Annotated in this window: 22 protein-coding genes; 10 read left to right on the top strand and 12 right to left on the bottom strand. The window is 71.8% G+C overall.

Translation table 11 applies throughout. The features are described from left to right. The first annotated feature begins 26 nt into the window (after window positions 1-26). Genes Pph01_RS09625 through Pph01_RS09615 form a run of 3 tightly spaced genes read left to right on the top strand, consistent with a single transcriptional unit; the run spans window position 27 to window position 1,401 of the window. Window positions 27-422, top strand: a complete 396-nt coding sequence (locus tag Pph01_RS09625; RefSeq protein ID WP_204072653.1) for an SgcJ/EcaC family oxidoreductase — start codon at window positions 27-29, stop codon at window positions 420-422. A 57-nt stretch (window positions 423-479) separates the two neighbouring features. Continuing rightward, window positions 480-647, top strand: a complete 168-nt coding sequence (locus Pph01_RS09620; RefSeq protein ID WP_204072652.1) for a hypothetical protein — start codon at window positions 480-482, stop codon at window positions 645-647. Further along, window positions 631-1,401, top strand: a complete 771-nt coding sequence (locus Pph01_RS09615) for a peptidoglycan-binding protein (RefSeq protein WP_204072651.1) — start codon at window positions 631-633, stop codon at window positions 1,399-1,401. The genes Pph01_RS09620 and Pph01_RS09615 overlap by 17 nt, the downstream gene beginning before the upstream one ends. Before the next feature lie 18 nt (window positions 1,402-1,419). Here Pph01_RS09615 and Pph01_RS09610 read toward each other — a convergent pair whose 3' ends face one another. From Pph01_RS09610 to Pph01_RS09600, 3 genes are all read right to left on the bottom strand, one after another. Continuing rightward, window positions 1,420-1,854, bottom strand: coding sequence for a hypothetical protein (locus tag Pph01_RS09610; RefSeq protein ID WP_204072650.1), 435 nt, complete (start codon window positions 1,852-1,854; stop codon window positions 1,420-1,422). 28 nt (window positions 1,855-1,882) lie between these two features. Beyond that, window positions 1,883-2,443: an RNA polymerase sigma factor gene (locus tag Pph01_RS09605; RefSeq protein ID WP_204072649.1), complete on the bottom strand. Its 561-nt coding sequence runs from the start codon at window positions 2,441-2,443 to the stop codon at window positions 1,883-1,885. 97 nt (window positions 2,444-2,540) lie between these two features. After that, on the bottom strand, window positions 2,541-4,562 hold the full coding sequence (locus tag Pph01_RS09600) for a helix-turn-helix transcriptional regulator (RefSeq protein WP_204072648.1): 2,022 nt from the start codon (window positions 4,560-4,562) through the stop codon (window positions 2,541-2,543). A 214-nt stretch (window positions 4,563-4,776) separates the two neighbouring features. On the opposite strand from Pph01_RS09600, the gene Pph01_RS09595 reads away from it, so the two are divergent. Further along, window positions 4,777-7,443 carry a glycoside hydrolase family 3 protein gene (locus Pph01_RS09595; RefSeq protein WP_204072647.1) on the top strand — a complete coding sequence of 889 codons (2,667 nt, stop codon included), beginning with the start codon at window positions 4,777-4,779 and terminating at the stop codon, window positions 7,441-7,443. 79 nt (window positions 7,444-7,522) lie between these two features. Here Pph01_RS09595 and Pph01_RS09590 read toward each other — a convergent pair whose 3' ends face one another. Next, window positions 7,523-8,497 carry a quinone oxidoreductase family protein gene (locus Pph01_RS09590; RefSeq protein WP_204072646.1) on the bottom strand — a complete coding sequence of 325 codons (975 nt, stop codon included), beginning with the start codon at window positions 8,495-8,497 and terminating at the stop codon, window positions 7,523-7,525. A 94-nt stretch (window positions 8,498-8,591) separates the two neighbouring features. On the opposite strand from Pph01_RS09590, the gene Pph01_RS09585 reads away from it, so the two are divergent. Together Pph01_RS09585 and Pph01_RS09580 are read left to right on the top strand one after the other, a co-directional pair. After that, window positions 8,592-9,239, top strand: a complete 648-nt coding sequence (locus Pph01_RS09585; protein ID WP_204072645.1) for a TetR/AcrR family transcriptional regulator — start codon at window positions 8,592-8,594, stop codon at window positions 9,237-9,239. A 73-nt stretch (window positions 9,240-9,312) separates the two neighbouring features. Next, the gene (locus Pph01_RS09580; protein ID WP_204072644.1) at window positions 9,313-10,173 is read left to right on the top strand and encodes a hypothetical protein; all 861 of its coding nucleotides are present in this window, start codon (window positions 9,313-9,315) and stop codon (window positions 10,171-10,173) included. Window positions 10,174-10,200: 27 nt separating this feature from the next. On the opposite strand, the gene Pph01_RS09575 is transcribed toward Pph01_RS09580, so the two are convergent. Next, the gene (locus Pph01_RS09575) at window positions 10,201-10,722 is read right to left on the bottom strand and encodes a hypothetical protein (RefSeq protein ID WP_204072643.1); all 522 of its coding nucleotides are present in this window, start codon (window positions 10,720-10,722) and stop codon (window positions 10,201-10,203) included. Between the two features lie 115 nt (window positions 10,723-10,837). Further along, window positions 10,838-11,275, bottom strand: coding sequence for a MarR family winged helix-turn-helix transcriptional regulator (locus Pph01_RS09570; protein ID WP_204072642.1), 438 nt, complete (start codon window positions 11,273-11,275; stop codon window positions 10,838-10,840). A 100-nt stretch (window positions 11,276-11,375) separates the two neighbouring features. Between Pph01_RS09570 and Pph01_RS09565 the strand changes: the two genes are divergently transcribed. Next, on the top strand, window positions 11,376-12,311 hold the full coding sequence (locus Pph01_RS09565; protein ID WP_204072641.1) for an NAD-dependent epimerase/dehydratase family protein: 936 nt from the start codon (window positions 11,376-11,378) through the stop codon (window positions 12,309-12,311). On the opposite strand, the gene Pph01_RS09560 is transcribed toward Pph01_RS09565, so the two are convergent. From Pph01_RS09560 to Pph01_RS09540, 5 genes are read right to left on the bottom strand one after another with little or no spacing between them, the layout of a single operon-like run. Next, complete coding sequence (locus Pph01_RS09560) at window positions 12,275-13,228, bottom strand: PfkB family carbohydrate kinase (RefSeq protein ID WP_204072640.1); 954 nt, start codon at window positions 13,226-13,228, stop codon at window positions 12,275-12,277. The genes Pph01_RS09565 and Pph01_RS09560 overlap by 37 nt on opposite strands. Continuing rightward, a complete protein-coding gene (locus Pph01_RS09555) occupies window positions 13,228-14,244 on the bottom strand; it encodes an ADP-ribosylglycohydrolase family protein (protein WP_204072639.1) in 1,017 nt (338 codons plus the stop codon). The genes Pph01_RS09560 and Pph01_RS09555 overlap by 1 nt, the downstream gene beginning before the upstream one ends. Further along, complete coding sequence (locus Pph01_RS09550) at window positions 14,241-14,960, bottom strand: GntR family transcriptional regulator (RefSeq protein ID WP_204072638.1); 720 nt, start codon at window positions 14,958-14,960, stop codon at window positions 14,241-14,243. The genes Pph01_RS09555 and Pph01_RS09550 overlap by 4 nt, the downstream gene beginning before the upstream one ends. Then, the gene (locus tag Pph01_RS09545) at window positions 14,957-15,520 is read right to left on the bottom strand and encodes a cysteine hydrolase family protein (protein WP_204072637.1); all 564 of its coding nucleotides are present in this window, start codon (window positions 15,518-15,520) and stop codon (window positions 14,957-14,959) included. Before Pph01_RS09545 ends, Pph01_RS09550 begins: the two co-directional genes overlap by 4 nt. Continuing rightward, on the bottom strand, window positions 15,517-17,016 hold the full coding sequence (locus Pph01_RS09540; protein ID WP_204072636.1) for a purine-cytosine permease family protein: 1,500 nt from the start codon (window positions 17,014-17,016) through the stop codon (window positions 15,517-15,519). The genes Pph01_RS09545 and Pph01_RS09540 overlap by 4 nt, the downstream gene beginning before the upstream one ends. Before the next feature lie 258 nt (window positions 17,017-17,274). Between Pph01_RS09540 and Pph01_RS09535 the strand changes: the two genes are divergently transcribed. The 3 genes from Pph01_RS09535 (at window position 17,275) to Pph01_RS09525 (ending at window position 22,298) form a co-directional block, all read left to right on the top strand. Beyond that, entirely contained in the window at window positions 17,275-18,999 is a 1,725-nt protein-coding gene (locus Pph01_RS09535; protein WP_275412812.1) for an NAD-dependent malic enzyme, read from the top strand. A gap of 2 nt (window positions 19,000-19,001) precedes the next feature. After that, window positions 19,002-20,474, top strand: a complete 1,473-nt coding sequence (locus tag Pph01_RS09530; protein WP_204072635.1) for a class II fumarate hydratase — start codon at window positions 19,002-19,004, stop codon at window positions 20,472-20,474. A gap of 162 nt (window positions 20,475-20,636) precedes the next feature. Next, window positions 20,637-22,298, top strand: a complete 1,662-nt coding sequence (locus tag Pph01_RS09525; protein WP_204072726.1) for a DEAD/DEAH box helicase — start codon at window positions 20,637-20,639, stop codon at window positions 22,296-22,298. A gap of 97 nt (window positions 22,299-22,395) precedes the next feature. On the opposite strand, the gene Pph01_RS09520 is transcribed toward Pph01_RS09525, so the two are convergent. After that, window positions 22,396-23,025, bottom strand: a complete 630-nt coding sequence (locus Pph01_RS09520; RefSeq protein ID WP_204072634.1) for a DUF305 domain-containing protein — start codon at window positions 23,023-23,025, stop codon at window positions 22,396-22,398. Between the last annotated feature and the right edge of the window lie 104 nt (window positions 23,026-23,129).

The raw sequence follows: 23,129 nt of genomic DNA, 5'->3' as shown, positions 1-23,129 counted from the left end.
CCCCTACACACAGCGGAGGAGACGAGATGGACGACGCCGCGCGCCTGCAGGTGGCCCGCGACATGGTCGAGGCGTGGAACACCATGGACTGGGAGCGGGTCGTGGAGCTTTTCGCGCCGGACGGCGTGCTCCACAGCGTGATGCAGGATCCCATCGTGGGCCGCGACGCGATCCGCGGGCGGCTGGCCGCGCTCACGGACGGGCTCGAGCGGATCACTCTGGAGATCAGGACGATGGGCGTCGTCGACGGCCGCGTCTTCATCGAACGGCGGGACGTGTTCGACGTGAAGGGCCATCACGGCGAGGTGCCCGCCGTCGGCGTGCTGTCGGTGGAGGACGGCCACGTGACCGAGTGGCTGGAGTACTACGACCGGCCCACGCTGCTGCGCGGCATGGGGCTCGCCGCCGACTTCGCGCACTGACTCTCCGGCTCCCCGGGTCCCGTCGTCGGCGGGACCCGAAGGAGTAGGGGGGTACTCATGACCGGCACGCCCACCGACCGGTCATATGGGGACATGGATGAACACCTGCCCGTCGAGCCGCGACCTGTGCCGGACCCGTCACCGGACGATCCGCCCCAGGACTTCGAGGAGCCCGACTACGACGAGATGGATCGCGAGGTGGCGCGCGATGCCCAGACCCAGTGAGCTGCTGAAGGAGATGACCAGGTACCTCGGGTACCGGGAGCCCGCGAGCATGAGGACCGTCTTCGGGGCCTCCTTCCGCGAACGGAAGGACCTGCGGCCCGCGGACGCCTGGGACAAGGGCGCGTGGTGCGACATGTACATCGCCCAGTGCGCGATGGCCGCGGGCGGCAAGGACATGCTCGCCGCGGTCGGCGACTTCGCCTGGACCGTGGGCCATGCCCAGTGGTTCAAGGACGACGGCCGGTGGCACGCGGGGACGGCCGGAATCCGCCCCGGCGACATCGTCTTCTTCGACTGGTCGGGCGGCAGGAGGATCGACGCCATCGACCATGTCGCCACGGTCGAGAAGGTCCGCTCGACGCGCGACATCCAGACGATCGACGGCAACATCGGCGACGCCTGCGTGCGGAACCGGCGGACGGACGCCTTCGTGGTGGGTTACGGCCGTCCGGCGTACGACGGCAGGCCGTCCGTGCCGAATCTCTCGGTCACCGCCGTCCTGGCCGAGCTGGGAGACGCCCCCGGCTTCCCCGGCACGGTCAAGCAGGGGCAGAAGGGCGCCGACGTGCGGCGTGTCCAGGAGAAGCTCCGCCGCCGCCGGTTCTCGCTCGGGCCCGCCGGAGTGGACGGAGACTTCGGCCCGGACACCAGGGCGGCCGTCAGGAGCTTCCAGACGAGCCAGGGCTTCGACGCGACGGGGGCCGTGGACAAGCGGACGTGGGTGGCCCTGTGGGAGGCCCGGCTCAAGGCCTGACCTCGGTCTTCGGCCCGGTCAGACGGTGACCCACTCCGTCGTGAAGACGGCGTCGCCGACACGGCAGCGGAAGCTCAGTGGACCGGGCGGGACCCGGTCCACGGTGAACCGGCCGAACGCGTCCGTGCTGACGGACACCGGGTCGCCGCCCCGGACCTCCACCACCGCGTGAGCCGCCGGCGTCACCTGGCCGACGACACGGCGGGACGGCCCGTCCCCGGTGATCTCCAGATCGAGACCGGTCTCCGGCCCGCCGAAGCCGAGCACGCGCGCCTGCGCCGGGCCGCGGACGGCCGCCGTCCCGGCGAGGGAGTCGAACGTCAGCTCCGCCAGCTCGGCGTCGACGGTCCGGAACCGGAACGCCTCGACGGCGACCTCCACGAGGGAGACCGGCACCGGGTCGAGAAGTTCCGCGGCGCGCCGCAGCGACTCCTCCAGTTCGTCGTCGTTCACGTCGCCGGCCCTCCGGCTCGCCGCGTCATCACGCGAGCAACCTTCGCAGTTGCCCGAGGCAGCGGCCCCGTGTCGGGCCGATGCTCCCGATCGCCATGCCGAGCCCTGCGGCGATCTCGGCATAGCTCGGCGGAGGCGACGCCATCAGAACCCGCAACAATCGCCGGCAGTTGTCGGAGAGCTGTTCGTACGCCTGCCAGACCCCGCGCAGCGTGGCCTCCCGACCCGCGGTCTCCTCGGCTTCGAGGACGGCCTGCTCGGGGGAGTGCTCGTCGGCCTCGGGCGACAGGACGTCGATGTCGCTGGTCGGGACGACCCTGCGGGAGCCGCGGATGACCTTGAGGCACTCGTGCCGGGCGGTGCGCGCCAGCCACGAGCCGACCTTGTCCGGCTCCTTGATGCGCGTGAGGTTGTCGGCCAGCCGGAACCACGTGGTCTGGAAGACCTCGTGGGCGTCGGCGTCGATCAGCCGGTGCGCGCGGACCACGGACCAGACGAGCGGGCTGAGACGGCCGACGAGAGCCTCCCACGCGGTGGCGTCTCCCTTGGCCGCGGCCTGGAAGAGAGCGCCGGTCGAGTCGATGTCCACGCGGCACGCCCTTACGTCGGGTGCATCCGGGATCGTCATCGTACGACGAGGGGGACCCGCCGTGTGAGGAGCGAGACCCCTTCGAGATCGGCCACGATCAGCCGGAGGCCAGGCTGATCAGCTGCCGCAGCGCGGTCCGGTCGCTGCTGCCGAGGTTCTCGTACGCCCGGCACAGCTGGTTGGCGACCGTCCGGATGGACAACCCCAGCCGCTGGGCGATCTCGCGGTTGGTGAGCCCGGCCGCCGCGAGGCCCGCGATCTGCCGCTGCCGCGGCGTGAGGCGGGGGGTCGCGAGGCCGAGCAGGGCCGGAGTGCGGGCGCCCTGGCAGGCCTGGGCCAGCGTCGAGGCGTAGGCGATCGAGGCGTCGGCGGACCGGGCGTCGTGGTGGGCCTTCGCGGCGTGGCCCGCCGCCTCGGCGGCGTGCAGCAGCAGGCCGAGCCCGGCCAGCCTCCCGGCCACCCTGTCCAGGGCGGGCCCGTCCGCCGCGGCCAGGGCGGCGGCGTGCTCGGAGAGCAGAGGGGCGAGGTCACCCGGCAGGGTGCGGGCGAGTCGCTTGAGGCGGTCGGCGACGAGGCCGGGCGCGCCGAGCCGTACGACGTCGTGCAGGGCGAACAACTCGCCCGACCCGGGGCCGGCGGGGCGGCCCGTGCCGTACGGCGCGGCGGACCTGCCGGGCTCCGCCGCACCGGAACGGCAGGCGCCGAGTGCGAACAGCCCGTCCGGCAGGCAGGCGCCCGACCTGCTCGATCGGGCGGCCGCCAGCGCGGACGCCACCGCGGCGTCCTGCTCGCCCCGCGCGGCGAGGAGCCACGCGCGGGCGGTGAGGAACGAGGCGGGCGTGGCGAGGAAGCCGGGCACGGGGTCCTGCGGCCACCGGCTCAGCGCGTCCTCCGCCGTCAGCAGGTCACCGGACTGAGCGGCGGCGCAGGCCAGCTCCGCCAGGCACGGCCCGTGCAGGCGGGAGCGCCGCAGCCCCTCGCTGCTCCAGGCCACCGCTTCCCGGAGCTCGCCGCGCAGGCGGGCGATCCAGGCCCGGCGTGCGCAGAAGTCGGCCATGCCGGGCTCGTCCCAGCCCTCGTCCTCCTCAGTGAGCCGTTCGCCCACGCCGGGGACGACCCGCGTCACGTCGCCGGAGTGGCCGAGCGCGGTCAGCTCCGCGCACTGGGCCGACAACGCCGCGGTCAGGTCGGCGTGCGGCCGCGCCGTACGGCTGAGCCGGAGCGCGCGCAGACGCCCGACGCCCGCGCGGACGGCGGGACCGAACAGCGGATGGGCCAGCCGTACGAGCAGGTCGTCGTCGGTCACGACGAGCCCCTTCGCCTCCAGGCGCTCGAGCGGGGCGACGGGTGTCCCGGGGGCGGTGGCGTCCACCGGCTCGCCGAACGCGACGAGCTCGAGCGCCTCCCGCTCGGAGTCGTCGACCTCGCCCATGGCGGCCCCGACCAGGTCCCTGAGGCGGCCCGTCATGGGGACCGGCCCGCGCCACCGCCACACGCCGTTCACGCGCCGCAGTCCGCCCGACTCACGCGTCGCCGCGACGAGTTCGCGCAGGAGCCACAGGTTCCCGTCGGTCACCCGGCGCAACCTCAGCGCGGTCAGGGCCTCGACGTGGTCCCCGAGCACGGAGGCGAGGATCTGGGCGATCTCAGCGGCGGGCAGCGGAGCGGCGGGCAGGTGGGAGAGCATGTGCTGCCGCCGGAGCGCGAGGACGGCGTCGGGGCCGTGTGCGCCGTCCGGCATCGTGAGCAGGACGCGTGCGCGCCGGTTCGCCACCAGGTGATGGACGAGGGCCGCCGACGCGTCGTCGAGGAGATGGGCGTCGTCCACGACGAGCACGCGCACCGGGCTCAACGCCGCCACGGCCCGGCTGAGCGAGTCGGCCGCGGCGCCGGGCAGCAGGTGAGCGAACGCCGCGAAGCGAAGCGGCGCGGTGCCGCGCGTCCCGGTGACCCGGGCGTGGGGGAGCCCGGCGACGGATTCGGCCGCCAGGCGGCTCCTCCCGGCGCCGGCCGGGCCGGTGACGACGATGCCGCGGCGGTCGCCGTGAAGGGCTTCGCGTATCAGGTCGAGCTCGGCCGCGCGCCCGCCGAACGGCCACTTGTCCCGAGGATCCTCCATGTGAATGAAGAGCAGGCCGCCGCCGCTCTGATACATAACGGTTCGGCCCCGGGAACGGTCCACGCCATCGCGTCCCCGGCCGTGGGGGATCTTGCAGGAAATCCTGACTCCGGATTCACGGACCCTTGACCGGAGAGCGCTCTCGGGCCAAGATCGGGCGAACGCCGCCCGGAGGCGCACTCTGACCGAACCCGCGCCGTGAGAAGGACTCCTCATGATCAGATCACTGGCCCGATTACGCGCGAGCCGGAGCACGCTCGCGATGCTGGCGGCCGTCGTCCTGTTGGGCGGCGGGGCCGCCGGGGTTCCGAGCGCCGGAGCCGACGCCGCGAAGGGCGGCGGGCAGCCCGTCGTCGGCAAGCCCGCCCTGGACGCACGGGGATGCGCCCGCATCGAGAGCCGCCTGCCCGCGCTCGCCGACTGGCCGAAGGTCGACAGCCGGATCAAGCGCGACCCCTCCGACGAGAAGCGCATCAAGAAGATCCTCGGCAGCATGACGCTCGCCGAGAAGGTCGGCCAGATGACGCAACCGGAGATCGCCGCGATCACGCCCGAGGAGGTCCAGCAGTACGGCATCGGCTCGGTCCTCAACGGCGGAGGCTCGTGGCCCGGCCGCGACAAGCACGCGTCCCCGCAGGACTGGCTGGATCTCGCGGACGCCTACTGGGCCGCCTCAAAGGCCACGCGGACCGAGATCCCCGTCATCTGGGGCATCGACGCGGTCCACGGCAACAGCAACGTCTACGGCGCGACGCTCTTCCCGCACAACATCGGCCTCGGCGCCGCCCACGACCCGTGCCTCATCCGCGACATCGGAGAGGCGACGGCGAAGCAGATGCACGCTACCGGGCAGGACTGGGCCTTCGCGCCCACGCTCGCCGTGGTGCGCGACGACCGGTGGGGCCGCACCTACGAGGGCTTCTCCGAGGACCCCCGGATCACCCGCGCCTACGGGTACGAAGCCATCCGGGGGCTCCAGGGCGGCGACTCGCACGGCATCAGCAGGAAGGGCGTCATCGCGACCGCCAAGCACTACATCGGCGACGGCGGCACGGACAAGGGCGTCGACCAGGGGGTCGACTCCTCGTCCGAGGCGCAGATGATCAACATCCACGGCCAGGGCTACTACGGCGCGCTGGCCGCGGGCGCCCAGACCGTGATGGCGTCGTTCAACAGCTGGACGAACGCCGACCTCGGGATCGAGGAGGGCAAGCTGCACGGCAGCAAGCGGGCCCTCACCGACATCCTCAAGCAGAAGATCGGCTTCGACGGCGTCGTGGTCTCCGACTGGAACGGCATCGGCCAGGTCGCCGGATGCACCAACTCGAGTTGCGCACGGGCCGTCAACGCCGGCATCGACGTCGTCATGGTGCCGAACGACTGGAAGGCGTTCATCGCCAACACCGTCGCGCAGGTCGAAAGCGGCGAGATCCCCATGTCGCGGATCGACGACGCCGTCACGCGCATCCTGCGGGTGAAGCTGCGCGCCGGCGTGTTCGACGCGCCAAGGCCGTCCGCACGCTACGCGGCGGGATCCGCCGACGCGCTCCAGGCCAAGGACCTCGCCCGCGAGGCCGTGCGCGAGTCGCAGGTGCTGCTGAAGAACAACCACAAGGTGCTGCCGCTGTCGCCCTCGTCGAAGGTGCTCGTCGTCGGCAAGAGCGCCGACAACCTGCAGAACCAGACCGGCGGCTGGTCGCTCACCTGGCAGGGCACCGGCAACACCAACGCCGACTTCCCGAACGGCACGACGATTCTCGGAGGCCTCCGCGCCGCGCTCGGCGCCGACGACGTCACCTTCAGCGAGACCGGCGACGGCGTCGACCCCTCGGCGTACGACGCCGTCATCGCGGTCATCGGCGAGACGCCGTACGCCGAGGGGGTCGGCGACCTGTCGCGGCGCACGCTCGAGGCGGCCAAGCTCTACCCGGGCGACCTCGCCGTGCTCGACAAGGTCAGCGGCAAGGGCGCTCCCGTCGTCACGGTCTACGTCTCCGGCCGGCCGCTCTACGTCAACAAGGAGCTCAACCGCTCCGACGCGTTCGTGGCCGCCTGGCTGCCCGGCACGGAGGGCGCCGGGGTCGCCGACCTGCTCGTCCGCGGCAAGCACAGCGGCCGGGGCTACACCGGCACGCTGTCGTACTCGTGGCCGCGGTCGGCCTGTCAGACGCCGCTCAACACCGGCGACGCGGACTACGACCCGCTCTTCCCGACGGGGTACGGCCTGCGCTACGGGCAGGCCGGCTCGGTCGGGACGCTGGACGAGGCCTCGCCCGAGTTCGCCTGCGGCCAGACGGGCGGAGGCGGCACGGCCACCGAGGATCTGGAGATCTTCAACCGGACCGACGTGGCACCGTACAAGAGCTTCATCGGCTCGGCCGAGAACTGGGGCGGCACCGAGATCGGAGTGGACGGCGAGGCCGCGCACTCCGAGATCAGCGTCGTGCCCTCCGACGTCAACGTGCAGGGCGACGGCCTGAAGGCGACCTGGAACGGCAGCGGTCCCGCACAGATCTACATGCAGGACCCGGCGGGCGGCAGCGACCTGCGCGGCTACCTCAACGCCGACGCCGCCCTGGTGTTCGACACCGTCGTGCACCAGCCGCCGGCGAATCGCACGGTGATCAGCGCGCACTGCCTCTACCCGTGCTTCGCCGAGATCGACGCGACGCCGTTGTTCCAGCGGCTGCCCGTCGGCGGCAAGGCCACCGTCAAGGTCCCGATCTCGTGCTTCGCCACCGGTGGCCTCGATCTGTCGGTGGTCAACACGCCGTTCCTCGTGTACACGGACGGCGCGTTCTCCGCGTCGTTCGCGAACGTCCGCTGGGTGCCCGGCGCCGCGAAGGACGCCGACGCCGAGACCTGCGGCGGGGCGACCTAGCCCGGCCCGGACGGGCCTCCGGGTGGTGGGAGTGGACGCCTCCCACCACCCGGGCGTCACGTCGTCACGGGCGCTCAGGTCAGGGCACGAGGAGGACGCGACCGAGCTGGGAGCGGCTCTCCATGATGCGATGTGCCTCGGCCGCCTCGTGGAGCGGCAGCCTGGCGTGCAACGACGCACGCAGCCGGCCTTCGGCCGCGTGCGTCGCCACCTCTTCCACGTCGTCGCGCGCCTGCCTCGGCGCGGCGGCCCTCCACGCGAGCAGCGAGAATCCGGCCACCGATCTCATCGCGAAGAGGCTGGTCAGCGGAATGCCGGTGAGCTCACCGCCGGCCGCTCCGTACACGACGGCTCGCCCGAACGGCGCGAGCAGGTCGAGGCTGCGCAGCAGGACGCGGCCGCCGACGGAGTCCAGGACGACGTCGATTCCTCTCGGCGCGAGCTCGCGCACTTGCTCGGGCCAGTCCTCGGCCGAATAGTCGACGGCCGCGTCGGCGCCGAGCGCGCGGATGAAGTCGAGTTTGCCGGCGGAACCGGCCGTGGCGATCACGGTGCCGGCCCCGCGGAGCCTGGCGAGTTGCACCGCCAGGTGGCCGATGCCCCCCGCGGCGGCGTGGACGAGCACCGTCTCGCCGGGGGACATCCGGGCGGCGCGCAACGCGCCGAGCGCGACGGGGCCGCCCATGGGCAGCATGCTCGCGGTGGCGTCGTCGACGCCCTCCGGCACCGGTGCGAGCCATTCGGCCTCGGCGAGCACGTGGTCGGCGAAGGCGTCCTCCGCCAGTGCGGCGACCCGGCGGCCGACGAGACCGGGGTCGACCCCGCGTCCCACCGCGCCGACCGTGCCGACGACGTCGCCGGTGAGGACGGCGGGCAGGTCGCGGCGGTAGATCCCGCCGGTGTCGGGGCCCTGGCGGAACTTCACGTCGACGAAGTTGGCTCCGATCACCTCGGCGCGGATGCGGACCTGGCCGGGTCCAGGTGCCGGGATCTCGGTCTCCTCCAGGGTGAGCACCTCGGGGCCGCCGTAGGCGTGATAGCGGATTCGGCGCATGCCGTCCTCCTTCGTAAGGATAAAGTGGACCGTAGGTCAAGTTGGATGGAGATTACTTGACCGGCGGTCCAGTTGTCCATGTGAAGAGGAGACGATGGCTGAGGCACGTCCCGAACGCGCTGACGCGGCGCGCAACCGTCGCGCCATCCTGCGGGCCACCGAGGAGTTGCTCGCGCGGCACCGGCCCGATCAGATCTCCATGGAACAGATCGCCGCGGCGGCCGGGGTCGGCAAGGGGACGGTCTTCCACCGTTTCGGGAGCCGGATGGGGCTGATGGTCGAGCTGATGCGGGAGCGGGCCTACGCCCTGGAGGATGCCGTCACGACCGGGCCGCCCCCACTGGGGCCCGGAGCCCCGCCCGAGGAGCGGCTCATGGCCTTCCTGGACGCGATCGTCGACGTCGTCGGAAGGAACAAGGGGCTTCTCGCGGCACTCGGCCACGCCGCCACGGCGGCACCCAGGCCGGCGAGGGAGCAGGGAGAGCACAGGGACGAAGCCGGCGGCGAGCATCCCCTGCACCGGTTCTGGCACGGTCACATCAGCGCACTGATCACCGCGCGGCGGCCCGACCTGGACGGGGAACTCCTGGCGCACATCCTGCTGGGCAGCATTCAGAGCGAACCGGTGTTGCGGCTGCTGGAGCGCGGCGAGACGTCGCGGCTGGCGGCGTCGCTGCGCGCCGTGGCCGCCGGCGTGCTCGCGGCCCCCGCATCGGGAGACCCGCCCGGTACGTCGGCATAGGGGGCGGGGAGGCGAACCGCTGCGGCGCACGATCCGTCATAAGGGCATGGCGGTGCGGAGCCGGGAGGCCGATGTGCGCTGGAGACGGACGGCCGGGCTCGTGTCCCTGGCGGCGGTGGTGACGGCCTGCGGGTCGGGCGCGGACCCGCTCGAGGCGATGGGAACCGCCCAGCCACCCCCGGTGGCCGTGCAGGGCGGAGGACGGCAGGTGTCCCTTGACGCGTTCACGTACTGCTACCGCAACACGTGCGCCGACGGGAGGCCGGAGGACCTGCCGGACCTGGGAACGGTGACCGGCGAGATCACCGTCTCCTTCCCCCTGGAGGACTGGACCTTCCAGGCGACGCAGCTGCAGCCCGCCGTCGCCTTCCCGCAGCCCTGCGACGTGCAGATCCCCGCGCGGCTCGTCCCCACGGGAACCGGCGCGTGGCGGTTGGAGCCCGCCGGGCCTCCCGGGAGGTACCGCGTCGACCTGTTCGGCAGGACGCCAGGGGGAGACCTCGCCGTCGCGTTCGCGGTCACCACGACCCGCGCCGGTTCGACGCCGGCTCCGCAGGCGGGCCTGAGCGCCTTCTACGACCACGACGGCAGGCCGGACAACTACGGCACGTTCGAGTTCGGGATCGACTACCTGAGCACGACGCCGCGGGAGGCCGCGGCCACGCTGACGATCACCGGGCACGGCGGCCGGGCGAGCTACGAGCTCACCCGGGTCGAGGACGAGTGCCGGCCGAAGGGCCAGGTCAGGTTCCGGGCCGAGGTGCCCAACGAGAGCGTGACACGCGCCGTGGGGGGAGAGCCGTACACGATCGGGGTCGAGCTGGAGCTGGACGGGAAGCGGCACGCGGCGTCGATGGTCTGGCCGCGGGACGCGAGCACGGACCCCGACGCCGGAGGAGCGCTGACCCCCGTCTTCACCCCCGCGCTCCCTTGACGCGCGATCCCGTGCCCGGCGGGATGATCAGCCGACCCCGGGGCTCAGTGCGATGCCGACTCGTTCGATGAATTCGGCGAAGAGGTGCTCCGCGTAGGGGGCGCCCTCACGATGCAGCAATTCGACGAGCGGTACCGGCGAGACCTGATATCCCGCGTCGGCCGCCCATCTCACGGCCAGCACGGCCGCCTCCTCGGGAGGCAGGAAGACATCGCTCAGCTTCAAATCGTCCGGCCGGAGATACGCCGCCATGCTGTTCCGGGCCAGGCAGGCCGACCACGACCGGGCCGACCTGCTGAAAGCCGCCACCGCGACACAGTCGCTGTCCATGACGAATCCGACGAGAGCCGGTGCGCCGGTCTCCTCGGACACACCCACGACGAGGACTTCCGGATCCGGCAGGGAATCGTCGACGCTCAGTTCCCAGATCCGCCACCCGTCCGCCGCACGCTCCAATTCCTTGGCGTGTCCGTCATAGCCCTTCAACGCGCGCAGCCCGGTCAGTGGCACGTCCAGCCGTGCCACCACAATCGATCCCCAGAAACCCATGGCGCCAGATCATGCCCGATTCCCTGAATGGCGCAAATGCGCGCGAGTGCAGGTGCCCGTGCCGGCCGTCCGCGCACACCTCAGCGTGAATGCGGACGCCTCTCACGGCGGTGAGTCAGGCGTCGCCGAGGTCGGGCGGGGATTCGGTCATCCGCTCGATGATCTTTTCGAGTGCGCTGCGCATGTGGCGGCGCTCGTCTTCGGTGAGCGTGGCCGTGGCGTGCTCGGCGAGCCGCCGGCGGGCCTCCTCGATCGGCTGTCGCGCCGCGAGGGCCTTCGGCGTGAGATGCAGGCGGACCAGGCGGCCGTCGGCCGGGTCCCGGCGCCGGACGAGCAGCCCGGCGCTCTCCATCCGGGTCGCCGTGTTGACGACCGTCGGCGTGGTGACGTGCAGGCGCGCGGCCAGTTCGCCGGGCGTCAGGCCGTCCGTCTCCCACAGCACCTCGAGCACGAGGTTCTGGCCCACGCGCACGCCGTGGCGGCTCATCGCGTCGTCCGAGGCCGTCCGAAGCAGCTTCTGCGCCCGCGTGAGCAGCCTGATCAGTTCGGTCACCGGCTCATTGTACGAATCGTTTGCATGCTAGCGATCCCACCGCTACGGTGTCGTTAGCGCGCTAATGACATGTCTCGCCGATCGGAGAAGGACGACTGACGTGATTCTCGTCACGGGTGGACTGGGCTTCATCGGCTCGCACACGAGCCGGGCACTGCTGGACATGGGGGAGCGCTGCGTGATCGGCGGCCGGAGGCCGGAGCGGTCGCCGGTCCTCTTCGCGGCCGGTGACCAGGCCGTGGCGGAGCGGATGGACTGCACGGACCTCGACGACCTCCTCGACATCGGGAGGCGGCACCACATCACCGGCATCGTCCATCTCGCCGCCGCCGGCATGGGCGCGGACTCGCCGATGGACGAGCTGTGGGCGAACACACGGGCGTTGTTCAACGTGCTTCGCGCCGCTCAGGAGTGGGACGTGGCGCGGGTCGTGCTGGCCAGCACGATCGGCGTGTACGGCGGGGCGGACGTGAACGGCGCCTACCGCGAGGACGTCCCGTTGCCGATCGCGAGCGCGCATCTGATCCCCGCGCACAAGAAGAGCGCGGAGATCCTGGCGGACGCCGTCTCCGGGAGCACCGGCCTCGACGTCGTCAGTGTCCGGATCGGGGCGATCTGGGGCCCGCTCGGCCGGCCGGCCTCGCCGTTCTTCGGCGCGCCCCAGCTCGTCCACGCCGCGGTCGGCGGTCATGCCGTCCTGGGACCGCTGTACGCCGAGGACGCGATCGACATGTTCTATGTCCGCGACTGCGGCCGGGCGATCGCGCTGCTGCAGACGGCGGCGGCGCTGAGTCACCGCACCTACAACGTCGGCAGCGGGCGCACCACGACCAACCGCGAAGTCGTCGAGGCCCTCGGACGAGCCGTCCCCGGCTGGGTGCCGGGACTCGCGGAGGGACGACGGCCGGGCGCGGCTCTCGCCGCGCACCTCGACGTCGACCGGCTGCGAGGCGACACCGGCTTCGAGCCTGAATACGACCTCGGCCGCGCGGCCGGCGACTACGTCCGGTGGCTCCAGGCGGGCAATCCCCGCTGACGGAGGAAGGCCGACAACTCCTCGGCGGCCGGCGCCGTGGCGGGCCCCCGCACGGTGACGGCCAGCGCCGCGGCGGCGTTGGCGGTGCGGGCCGCGTCCACGACGGTGGACCCGGCGGCGAGCGCGGCGACGAACACGCCGGTGTGGGCGTCGCCCGCGCCGTTCATGTCCACCGCCTCCACGGGGAACCCCGGCACCACCTCGGGCGGCCCGCCGCGCTGAGCGACGACGCATCCGCCGGGACCGGTCCGCACCAGGACCCCGTGCCTGCCGGTGACCTCCAGCAGGGCCGCCGCCGCCATGATCGCGTCCGTGTGGCCGGTGACGACGGCCGCCTCGCGGGCGTTGCACGTCCACCAGTCGACCCGGGGGAGGACGGCCCGCATGACCTCGGCCGGGATCTGCCCGACCAGCGGCCCCGGATCGAAGACCAGCGGGACGTCGCCGGGGATGCGGGGCAGCCAGCCGGCCAGCGCCACCCGGTTGGACGCGTGGAGCATGCCGTACCCGGAGGCGCAGACGATGTCGCCCGCGCCCGTGGTGACCGCGTCGAGATCCCGGCCGGTCAGCGTCGCCTCCGCTCCCGGGCTGGTCAGGAACGTGCGCTCGCCTCCGTCGTCGACCACGGCGACCACGAAGCCGGTGTCGAGAGCGGCCCGTGCGGGATGGAGGACCTCGATCCCTGCCTCGCGCATGCCCGTGCGGGCCAGGTCGCCGAAGGGGCCGGTGCCGTGGGCGCCCGCGTACGCCACGCGCAGTCCCTGCCTGGCCGCGGCCGCCATCACGTTGAACCCGCCGCCGGGGGCGCGGGCGGACCTCGTCGCCAGCACGTCGCCCCCGCGTTCCGGCAGGGCGGGCACGTCGAGCACGAGGTCCACGACGACGTTGCCCACGTGGAGCAACCGGCCGGCCGCCATCAGCGTCCGTGTCCCGCGGGAGAGCGGAGCGCCAGCAGGCCGTCGGCGGTCTCGTCGAGGCGCAGGCCGTTGACCCGCGCGATGGTCCGGCGGGCGTCGGCGGGGAAGGCGTCCACGCCGTGACAGGCGCCGCCGACGGCTCCGGCCATCGCGGCGATGGTGTCGCAGTCGCCGCCGACCGACGCGGACAGCAGGCAGGCCCGCCACGGATCGTCGCGGCACGCCCACAAGACGGCGAACGCCGCGGGGACGGACTCCTGGGTGGCGAGGCTCGTGCCCACCAGCAGGTAGACGCGCTCGCACACCTCCTCGTCGGACAACCCGTCGACGAGTTCGGTCGCCCAGGCGATGCGCTCCGCCACGTCGGCGGCGGCGACCCAGTGCCCACGCCCGGCCGCGAGCCGCGCGGCGACCACGGCGAGGTGGACGGCCTCGCCGACGGTGGCCCCCGCGACCCCGGCGGAGACGGCCGCCGCGACGGCCGCCGCGCCCGCGAGCGCGACCCCCGTGTTGTGCGTGACCATGCTCGTCTCGACGACCCTGTCCACGAGGGCGTCCAGGTCGTCCGGAGCCGTCGCGACGCCGACCGGCGCGACCCGCATCGCCGCGCCGTTGGTGGTGCCGAACCGGCCGGTCTCCGTCACGTCCGCTCCGGCGACCACCTCGGAGACGGCGCGCTTGGTCGACGGGCCGAGCAGGTCGAGGGAGCCGCGCGCCCGCATGGACTCCTCCCACACGACGAGGCGGTGGGCCAGTTCGGCGGGATCGACCTTGCCGTCGCCGTCGATCAGCAGGCCGGCCAGCACCATCGCCTGCTCGGTGTCGTCGGTGACGGCGCCCGCGGGCATGCCCGCCGCGAGCGGGTGGTCGGGCGGCGCGTCGAGGAAGCCGCCGACGACGGGTCCGTACTGGGCCGTGATCTGCGGCCGGGAGAGCATCTGGGTGGGCATGCCGAGGGCGTCGCCGATCGCGAGCCCGTAGAGGGCGCCGGCGGCTCTCGATCGTGTCGTGGTCATGGAGCGCTTTCGCGGAAGTCCAGGCGCAGCTGGAAGTGTTCGGGATCGAGCAGGCTGTCCACGCGTTCGACGAACGCGCCGTCGGCCGCCCAGCTGGTCCGCCGGGTGTTGAGGAACCACGCGCCTGGCTCGCGCTGCAGCAGTCCGGCCTCGCGGGCGTCGATTCTGCGCCCGCGCAGGTGCTGCTCGCCGTGGTCGGCGTACAGGCCCGCACGGGTGAGCACCTCGGTGAGCGAGTCGCCGCCGAGCCCGCTCGCGGGCAGTTCACGCAGCCCGCCGATCGCGGGGACGCAACTGCGCTCGTAGGAGACGACGGTCGCGGGCTCGATCTCCCGGACCCTCTCGATGACGATGACGTCGGGGCAGTCCATCCCCGGCAGGCCGGACAGCTCCTCTTCGCGCGTCGCGGTGATGCCGAGCACGCGGACCCGGGTCTCCACGCCGTGGGACGCCAGCGCGTGCGCCCATCCGAGCCGATCGTCGAGCGGGCGCCCGTCGAACAGCACGAAGGATCCCTTGCCGGTCCGGGTGGCGATCAGCCCGGCCTCGCAGAGCTCGGCGAGAGCCGATCGGACGGTGTTGCGGCTCACGCCGAAGCGCCGGGCGAGCGCGAGCTCGCCCGGCAGCCGGGCCCCACGCGGGACCCGGCCGGAACGGATCTCCTTCTCCAGGGCGACGGTGATCCGCTGGTGCTTCAACCTGACAGGTCCGGTCACGAAGCCCTTCCCCCGGCGTCCTCGATGTCGCGCAGGACCTCGGCCGAGGTCACCACCCGCACCAGAGGGCCGTACAGCGCCATGATGTCCAGCGCCTGCCGGTGGCTCTCGTCGGTCATGCCCGCGCAGGCGTCGGAGACGACCTGGACCTCCACCCCCGCGTCGGCCGCGGCGACGACGGTCGACAACACGCAGCAGTCGGTGGAGACGCCGGCCACGACGAGCCGTCCTTCGGGGCCGACGGCCTCGGCCAGCTCCGGCGTCCACTTCCCGAAGGTGGTGGCGTCCAGCGTCGGGCCCGCGCCGTCCCGGAAGTCGTCGACCAGCTCGTAGATCCGGGCGTGTGGCGGCTGCAGCGCGAAGGGCCAGCGGCGGTAGTACTCGCGCCAGGCCCCCTCGGGGCTGTCCGGCGCGATGAACCGGGTGAAGAGGACCCTGGACCCGAACGCGCGGGTCAGCTCCTTGATCGGGCCGACGGTCTCGGCGAACCGCGGTGTGAACCACGCGCTGGACGGCTCGGCGAACACCCGCTGCATGTCGATGACGGCCAGCAGGCTCACGGGGCCACCTCCTTTGCGGAGGCGGAGTACAGGCTCTCCTGGGCGCGCACGCGTGACCGCCTCACCAGCAGGGTGGCGGCGAACGCCACGACGAGGGCCGCGAAGACGCCCAGGTTGGCGTACGCCCAGGCGCCGTCCTTGCCGCCGAGGCCGAGCACACCGAGCAGGTAGCCCTGCCATCCGAGCCAGCCGGCGTAGGTGTTGACGACCAGGCCCCAGCCGAGGGCGGTGCTCACGACGATGATCGCGAGGGGCGCCAGCGGGACGTTGCCGTACCGGCCGGAGGGCCGGAACAGGTCGGCCTCGTCGTAGTCGCGGCGGCGGACCAGGATGTCGGCCAGCATGATCCCGCACCAGGCGGCGATCGGGACGCCCAGGGTGATCAGGAAGCCCTGGAATGGGCCGAGGAAGTCGTCGGCGATGAAGACGATGTACACCGTCCCGACGATCATGATGACGCCGTCGACCAGTGCGGCGACGTAGCGCGGCACCCGCAGCCCGGCGGCCAGCAGGGCGAGGCCGGAGGAGTAGATGTCGAGCACGGCGCCGCCGACCAGGCCGAGCACGGCCACGGCCACGAACGGGATGAGGAACCAGGTGGGCAGCACGGCCGCGAGCGCACCGATCGGGTCTCCCGCGATCGCCTTGTCCAGGTCGGGGGAGGACCCGGCCAGCAGCAGGCCGAAGACCAGCAGGATGATCGGCGCGACGGACGCCCCGAACGTCGTCCACCCGACGACGCCGCGGCCGGAGGACCTGCGCGGCAGGTAGCGCGAGTAGTCGGCCGCCGCGTTGACCCACCCGAGCCCGAAGCCGGTCATCATGAACACCAGGGCGCCGATGAACTCCTGCGAGGAGCCGCTCGGGACGGCGGAGACCGTGCCCCAGTCGATGTGGTCGAGGACCAGCACGATGTAGACGACCGTCAGGACGCCGGTGACCACCGTGATGATCGTCTGCAGGCGCATGATCAGGTGGAATCCCATGACCCCGGCGCCGATGATCAGCACGGTCACCACGATGAGCGCGATGACCTTGGTCGAGGTGCCGCCTCCCCAGCCGAGCCTGCCGAGCACCGTCGCGGTCGCGAGGGTGGCGAGGGCGGTGAGCACGGTCTCCCAGCCCACCGTCAGCACCCAGGAGATCGCCGACGGCAGGCGGTTGCCCCCGACGCCGAACGCGGCGCGGCTGAGGACCATCGTGGGGGCTGAGCCCCGCTTGCCCGCCACCGCGACGAAGCCGCACAGCAGGAACGAGAAGACGATGCCCACCACACCCGCGATGAGCGCCTGCCAGAAGGAGATGCCGAACCCGAGGGCGAACGAGCCGTAGCTCAGCCCGAGGATGGAGACGTTGGCGCCGAACCACGGCCAGAAGAGCTGCCTGGGGCGGCCCTTCCGCTCATCGTCGCCGATCACGTCGAGCCCGTGGGTCTCGATCGTCAGCGCTCGTGCGGCGGTCGTGGATTGCTGATGTTCGCCCTGCGTACTGGCCATTTGCCCTACCTGTCTAAACTTGTTCAGGGAAACATAGGACTTATGGCGATATAGCGTCAAGACCCCGTAAATATCGGGCCCGCGTCCGCCGTACGCACAGGGGCAGTACGGCGGACGCGCCCGGGGGCGTGCGCAATGGATGTCTGAGATGTCCTTTGGCGCCGCTTTGGCTTGCCGTTCCCGTTGAAGGGAACCCCGTAATGGACCGTATGCGCCGTATATGACGGAAACGCATAGTTTCAGCCACGGGGAGGCCCGGTGTCCGCGGTGAAGAACGAGCGAGTCGGGGGACGGAACTTCACGGAGACCGACGGGACCTACGTCACGCCGGCGCGCGGGCTGGAGGTCCTGCGCGATCCCCTGCTGAACAAGGGCACGGCGTTCACGGAGGAGGAACGGGCGGAACTCGGGCTCGAGGGCCTGCTCCCCCCGGCCGTCGAGACACTCGACGAGCAGGCGCGCAGGGCGTACGAGCAGTACGAGGCCCAGCCGGACGACCTCCGCAAGAACATCTATCTGACGGCGCTGCACGACCGCAACGAGGTGCTCTTCTACCGCCTGCTGTCCGATCACCTGAGGGAGATGCTCCCCGTCGTCTACGACCCCACCGTCGGCCAGGCGATCAAGGCGTTCAGCCACGAGTACCGCAGGCCGCGCGGGGTCTACCTGTCAATCGACGACGTGGGAGGCATCGAGCGGGCCTTCGAGAACCTCGGGCTGGGGCCGGACGAGGTCGACCTGATCGTCGCCTCCGACGCCGAGGAGATCCTGGGCATCGGCGACTGGGGCATCGGCGGGGGCAGCGGCATCGCCGTGGGCAAGCTGGCCGTCTACACGGCCGCCGCGGGCATCCACCCGAACCGGGTCGTCGCCGTCGCGCTGGACGCGGGCACGAACAACGAGGCGCTGCTCAACGACCCCTCCTACGTGGGCTTCAGGCATTCGCGGGTGCGGCGCGAGCGCTACGACGACTTCATCGACGCCTACGTCTCCACCGCCACCCGCATGTTCCCCAAGGCGCTGCTGCACTGGGAGGACTTCGGGCCGTCCAACGGCCGGCGGATCCTCGAGAGGTACACCACGCGGATCAGCACCTTCAACGACGACATGCAGGGCACGGGCGCGATCGTGCTCGCCGCCGCGCTGGGCGCCACCCGGGTCGCGGGCGTGCCGATGAGGGAGCAGCGGATCGTCGTGTTCGGCGCGGGTACGGCGGGCGTCGGCATCGCCGACCAGTTGCGAGACGCGATGACGCGTGCCGGCCTCGAGAAGGAGTCCGCCACCCGCATGATCTGGGCGGTCGACAAGCAGGGACTCCTGAGCGACGACATGGACGACCTGCGGGACTACCAGGCCCCCTACGCCCGGCCCGCCGCGGAGGTGGCGGGCTGGCAGGGCGAGGACGGGCGGATCGGGCTGCGCGAGGTGGTCGGCCGCGTCCACCCGACCATGCTCATCGGGACCTCCACCGTCCACGGCGCCTTCACCGAGGAGATCGTCCGGGCGATGGCCGCCCACACCGACCGGCCGATCATCTTCCCGCTGTCGAACCCGACCGAGCGGATCGAGGCGATGCCGGGCGACCTGATCCGCTGGACGGACGGCCGCGCCCTGGTCGCCACCGGGATCCCGGTCCAGCCGGTCACCTACAAGGGCGTCACCTACGCCATCGGCCAGGCGAACAACGCCCTGCTGTACCCGGGCCTGGGGCTCGGCGTCACCGTCTCGCGTGCCCGGCGGGTCAGCGACGGCATGTTCCAGGCCGCCGCCGACGCGGTGGCGAGCCTGGTCGACGTGTCGGCACCGGGCGCCTCCCTGCTGCCGCAGGTCGAGAACCTCAGGGAGATCTCGGCTCTGGTCGCGGTCGAGGTCGCCGGGGAGGCCGGGAAGGAGAACCTCGCGCGCGTGGAGTTGCACGACGTCATCCAGCAGGTGGAGGACGCGATGTGGCGACCCGAGTACCGCCGGGTCAGGGGAGGCTGACGATGACGCGCAACGGCCCCCGGATCCTGAACGTGCCGATCGGGCTCGACGCGACGGGCACCCGCACCGAGAGCGACTCGCTCGGCGAGATCGAGGTGCCGGCCGACCACTACTGGGGAGCGCAGACGCAACGCTCCCTGATCCACTTCAGCATCGGCGACGACCGGATGCCCAAGGCCGTCTACCACGCCTACGGCTACATCAAGAAGGCGGCGGCCCACGTCAACGGGCGTGCGGGCCGTATGCCCCGCTGGAAGGCCGACCTCATCGCCCGCGTGGCCGACGAGGTGATCGACGGCCGCCTGGACTCGGAGTTCCCGCTGTACGTCTGGCAGACCGGCTCGGGCACCCAGTCGAACATGAACGTGAACGAGGTGATCTCGAACCGGGCGATCCAGCTGCTCGGCGGACGCCTCGGGAGCAAGGATCCGGTGCATCCGAACGACCACGTGAACATGGGCCAGTCGTCCAACGACACCTTCGTCACCGCGATGCACATCGCGGTGGTCCACGCACTCGAGACACGGCTGCTGCCCGCGTTGTCACGGCTGAGCGACGCGGCCGGGCGCAAGAGCCGGGAGTGGGCGCACGTGGTCAAGGTCGGCCGTACCCACCTGGAGGACGCGACGCCGTTGACGGTCGGCCAGGAATGGTCGGGGTACGTCGCCCAGATCGAGGACGCCACCGAGCATCTGAAAACCACGGCACGAGGGCTCGACAGGCTGGCGATCGGCGGGACGGCGGTCGGCACCGGCCTGAACGCCCCGCCCGGCTTCGGAGACGAGGTCGCCCGCGAGATCGCCAGGCTGACCAGGCACGCGTTCACCGGGGCGCCCAACAGGTTCGCCGCCCAGGCGTCGTGCGATCCGCTCGTCCGCGTCTCGGCGGCGCTGCGCACCCTGGCCGTGTCGCTGTTCAAGTTCGCCAACGACTTGCGGTGGCTGGGGTCGGGCCCGCGAACAGGCCTGCACGAACTGGACCTGCCGTCCAACGAGCCGGGGTCCTCGATCATGCCGGGGAAGGTCAACCCGACTCAGGCCGAGGCGATGCTCATGGTCGCCGTCCAGGTGATCGCCGATGACGGGGCCGTCTCGATGGCCGGGGCGGAAGGGAACTTCGAGCTCAACGCGTTCCGGCCGGTCATCATCAACAACGTCCTTCACTCGATCCGGATTTTAGCGGACATGATGGATCATTTCCGGGAGTATCTGGTCGAAGGTGTGCGGCTGAACACTCCCAAGCTCGAGTCCGACGTCGAGCGCTCGGTCATGATGGTGACCGCGCTGAGCCCGGTCATCGGCTACGACGAGTCCGCGAAGATCGCACACCGGGCGATCGCCGACGACCTCACGCTGAAGGAGGCCGCGATGAGGTCCGGCGTCGACGAGCGGCTCTTCGACAGGGTGGTCGATCCGGAGCGCCTCACCCGCCCGGGGGTGGCGGGCAACGGCCGGACGCGCCGCACCGGCGGCTGATCGCCGGACCCTCTCACCGCCGCGTCGGCCGGGATTTCCGCCGGTGAGGGCCGCCCGCTGACGAAGGAGTGTCAGGTTGGGGGGATCATAGGGGGGACCAGTTCCCCGCACACCTGCCCGTTCTCAGAGGAGCCCGACATCGTGAACGTGACCGACGAAGCCATGAGCTTCGCGGATCTGGCACTGCGCCCCGAGCTTCTGCGGGCTCTCGGCGATCTCGGTTACGAGGAGCCGACTCCCATTCAGCGGGAGGCGATTCCGCCCCTCCTCGAAGGCCGTGACCTGCTCGGACAGGCCGCCACCGGCACCGGCAAGACGGCGGCGTTCGCCCTGCCCGTGCTGCAGCGGATGTCCGAGAGGGAGCAGGAGTCCGGGCCGGTCGCGCTGATCCTGGTCCCCACGCGGGAGCTCGCCGTACAGGTGTCGGAGGCGATGCACCGCTACGGCAAGGACATCGGGGCGCGGGTGCTCCCGATCTACGGCGGGCAGCCCATCGGCCGTCAACTGCGGGCGCTGGAGCGAGGCGTGGACGTGGTGGTCGCGACCCCGGGGCGTGCTCTCGATCACATCGGGCGGGGCACGCTGGCGCTGGGCGGACTCCGGATGGTCGTGCTCGACGAGGCCGACGAGATGCTCGACATGGGCTTCGCCGAGGACATCGAGGCGATCCTCCAGGACACCCCCGAAGACCGGCAGACGGTGCTGTTCTCGGCGACCATGCCGCCCCGCATCGACGGGATCGCGCGCAGGCACCTCTCCGACCCCGTACGGATCAAGATCGAGCACGAGCGTCCCACCACGGGGGAGAGCCCGCTGGTGCGGCAGAGCGCCTACATCGTGACCCGGTCCCACAAGCCCGCGGCGCTCGGGCGTGTGCTCGACGTGGAGTCGCCGACGGCCGCGATCGTGTTCTGCCGTACGCGTGACGAGGTCGACTCCCTGACCGAGACGCTCAACGGGCGCGGTTACCGCGCCGAGGCGCTGCACGGAGGCATGGGCCAGGAGCAGCGCGACCGCGTGATGGGACGCCTGCGGACCGGCACCGCCGACCTGCTGGTGGCGACCGACGTGGCGGCCAGAGGTCTCGACATCGAGCAGCTCACGCATGTCATCAACTACGACGTCCCCTCGGCGCCCGAGTCGTACGTCCACCGGATCGGGCGGGTCGGCCGGGCAGGCAGGGAAGGCGTGGCGATCACGCTCGCCGAGCCGCGCGAGCACCGCATGCTCAAGACCATCGAGCGGGTCACCCGGAGCCGCATCGAGATCGAGAAGGTGCCGACGATCGCCGACCTGCTGGCGCGGCGACTCGAGCTGACCCGGGCCGCGCTGCACGAGAGCCTCCTCGAGGACGACGACCTGGACCGGTTCCGCGTCGTGGTCGAGACCCTCACCGACGAGTTCGACGTGATGGAGGTGGCCCTCGCCGCGGTGAAGCTCGCCCACGAGTCCACCGGTGCGGCGGCCGACGAGGAGGAGATCCCCGAGATCGCCCTGTCGCCCACCCGCGGCCGGCGCGACGGAGGCGGACGCGACGCGGGGCCGAGGGACGACCGGCGGGGGCGCGGCCCGTCGAGGGGCGGCATGGCCCGCCTGTTCGTCGGGGCCGGGCGCAGCGCGCGGATCCGGCCCCAGGACCTCGTCGGCGCCATCGCGGGGGAGACGAGGGTGAGCGGGCGCGACATCGGCGCGATCGAGATCGCCGACCGGTTCTCCCTGGTCGAGATCCCCGAGTCGGCCGTCCAGGAGGTCATCGACGCCCTCAGGAGGACCACGATCAAGGGCCGCAAGGTGACCATCCGCCGCGACCGCGACGCCCACTGACCCGCCCCCACCCCCTGGCCGTGATCAACGCACAAGGTTCGTGCCGGCCGGGTGGTGCGCGCGCGAACCTGTGCATGATCACGCAGGGGTTGGGGCTTTATGGCTGGAGTTGGCGGAGGCGGTTGATTTCGGCGGTTTGGGTGACCGAGATGTCCTGGGCCAGCTCCTGCACCGTCACGTGGGAGCCCTTCTCCATCTCGTCGGCGGCCATGGTGATCGCACCCATGTGATGGGCGATCATCAGCTGCACGAACAGCCGGTCGAAGTCGGCGCCGCCGGCCTTGCGTAGAGCGTCCAGTTGCTCGGGGGTGGCCATGCCGGGCATGTCGTGATGCTCGAGCTCATGGTGGTCGGGAAGCCGCTGCCCCTGCTGCTCCAGCCAGCGGGTCATCGCGGAGATCTCCGGCCCCTGGGCGTCGTTGATCCGGGCCGCCATGCGCTTCACGGCGTCCGAGGCGGCCCGCGTCGGCGCGAGGTCGCTCATGTCGAGCGCCTGGCGGTGGTGGACGATCATGTCCTGCATGAAGAGGACGTCGGCGGCGTTCGCGGACGGGGACGGCACGGCCGGCACGGTCTCTGTGGGACTGAGCGTCCTCGCCTGCTCGCCGGGCCTGCCGGGAGCGATGACCGGGGCGGTCGGCCGGGCCTCCGTGGGCTCCGACGAGCCCGAACACCCCGCGAGCGTGGCCGTCCCGATGACGATGGCGGTGAGGAGTGCGGCGCGCACCCAGCCTCCCTGTGATCTCTAGCCGTGCCCACGCACCCTAACAAAATACTGAAAAACGGGTAAACCCGGAATGTTGATCTATTTTCCGGAAGCAGGCAGGATGG

Source organism: Planotetraspora phitsanulokensis, from assembly GCF_016863295.1.
In the GTDB taxonomy this organism is placed as follows: domain Bacteria; phylum Actinomycetota; class Actinomycetes; order Streptosporangiales; family Streptosporangiaceae; genus Planotetraspora; species Planotetraspora phitsanulokensis.
The sequence above is the reverse complement of the archived record's forward strand: the minus strand, read 5'-3'. Positions and strand labels throughout refer to the sequence as shown.

Excerpts from the sequence above, each read along its gene's own strand:
- Pph01_RS09590 (WP_204072646.1), bottom strand. The coding sequence starts at position 8,497 with ATGCGCCGAATCCGCTATCACGCCTACGGCGGCCCCGAGGTGCTCACC.
- Pph01_RS09595 (WP_204072647.1), top strand. The coding sequence starts at position 4,777 with ATGATCAGATCACTGGCCCGATTACGCGCGAGCCGGAGCACGCTCGCG.
- Pph01_RS09525 (WP_204072726.1), top strand. The coding sequence starts at position 20,637 with ATGAGCTTCGCGGATCTGGCACTGCGCCCCGAGCTTCTGCGGGCTCTC.
- Pph01_RS09585 (WP_204072645.1), top strand. The coding sequence starts at position 8,592 with ATGGCTGAGGCACGTCCCGAACGCGCTGACGCGGCGCGCAACCGTCGC.
- Pph01_RS09600 (WP_204072648.1), bottom strand. The coding sequence starts at position 4,562 with ATGGAGGATCCTCGGGACAAGTGGCCGTTCGGCGGGCGCGCGGCCGAG.
- Pph01_RS09620 (WP_204072652.1), top strand. The coding sequence starts at position 480 with ATGACCGGCACGCCCACCGACCGGTCATATGGGGACATGGATGAACAC.
- Pph01_RS09555 (WP_204072639.1), bottom strand. The coding sequence starts at position 14,244 with ATGACCACGACACGATCGAGAGCCGCCGGCGCCCTCTACGGGCTCGCG.
- Pph01_RS09560 (WP_204072640.1), bottom strand. The coding sequence starts at position 13,228 with ATGGCGGCCGGCCGGTTGCTCCACGTGGGCAACGTCGTCGTGGACCTC.
- Pph01_RS09575 (WP_204072643.1), bottom strand. The coding sequence starts at position 10,722 with ATGGGTTTCTGGGGATCGATTGTGGTGGCACGGCTGGACGTGCCACTG.
- Pph01_RS09625 (WP_204072653.1), top strand. The coding sequence starts at position 27 with ATGGACGACGCCGCGCGCCTGCAGGTGGCCCGCGACATGGTCGAGGCG.
- Pph01_RS09540 (WP_204072636.1), bottom strand. The coding sequence starts at position 17,016 with ATGGCCAGTACGCAGGGCGAACATCAGCAATCCACGACCGCCGCACGA.
- Pph01_RS09530 (WP_204072635.1), top strand. The coding sequence starts at position 19,002 with ATGACGCGCAACGGCCCCCGGATCCTGAACGTGCCGATCGGGCTCGAC.
- Pph01_RS09615 (WP_204072651.1), top strand. The coding sequence starts at position 631 with ATGCCCAGACCCAGTGAGCTGCTGAAGGAGATGACCAGGTACCTCGGG.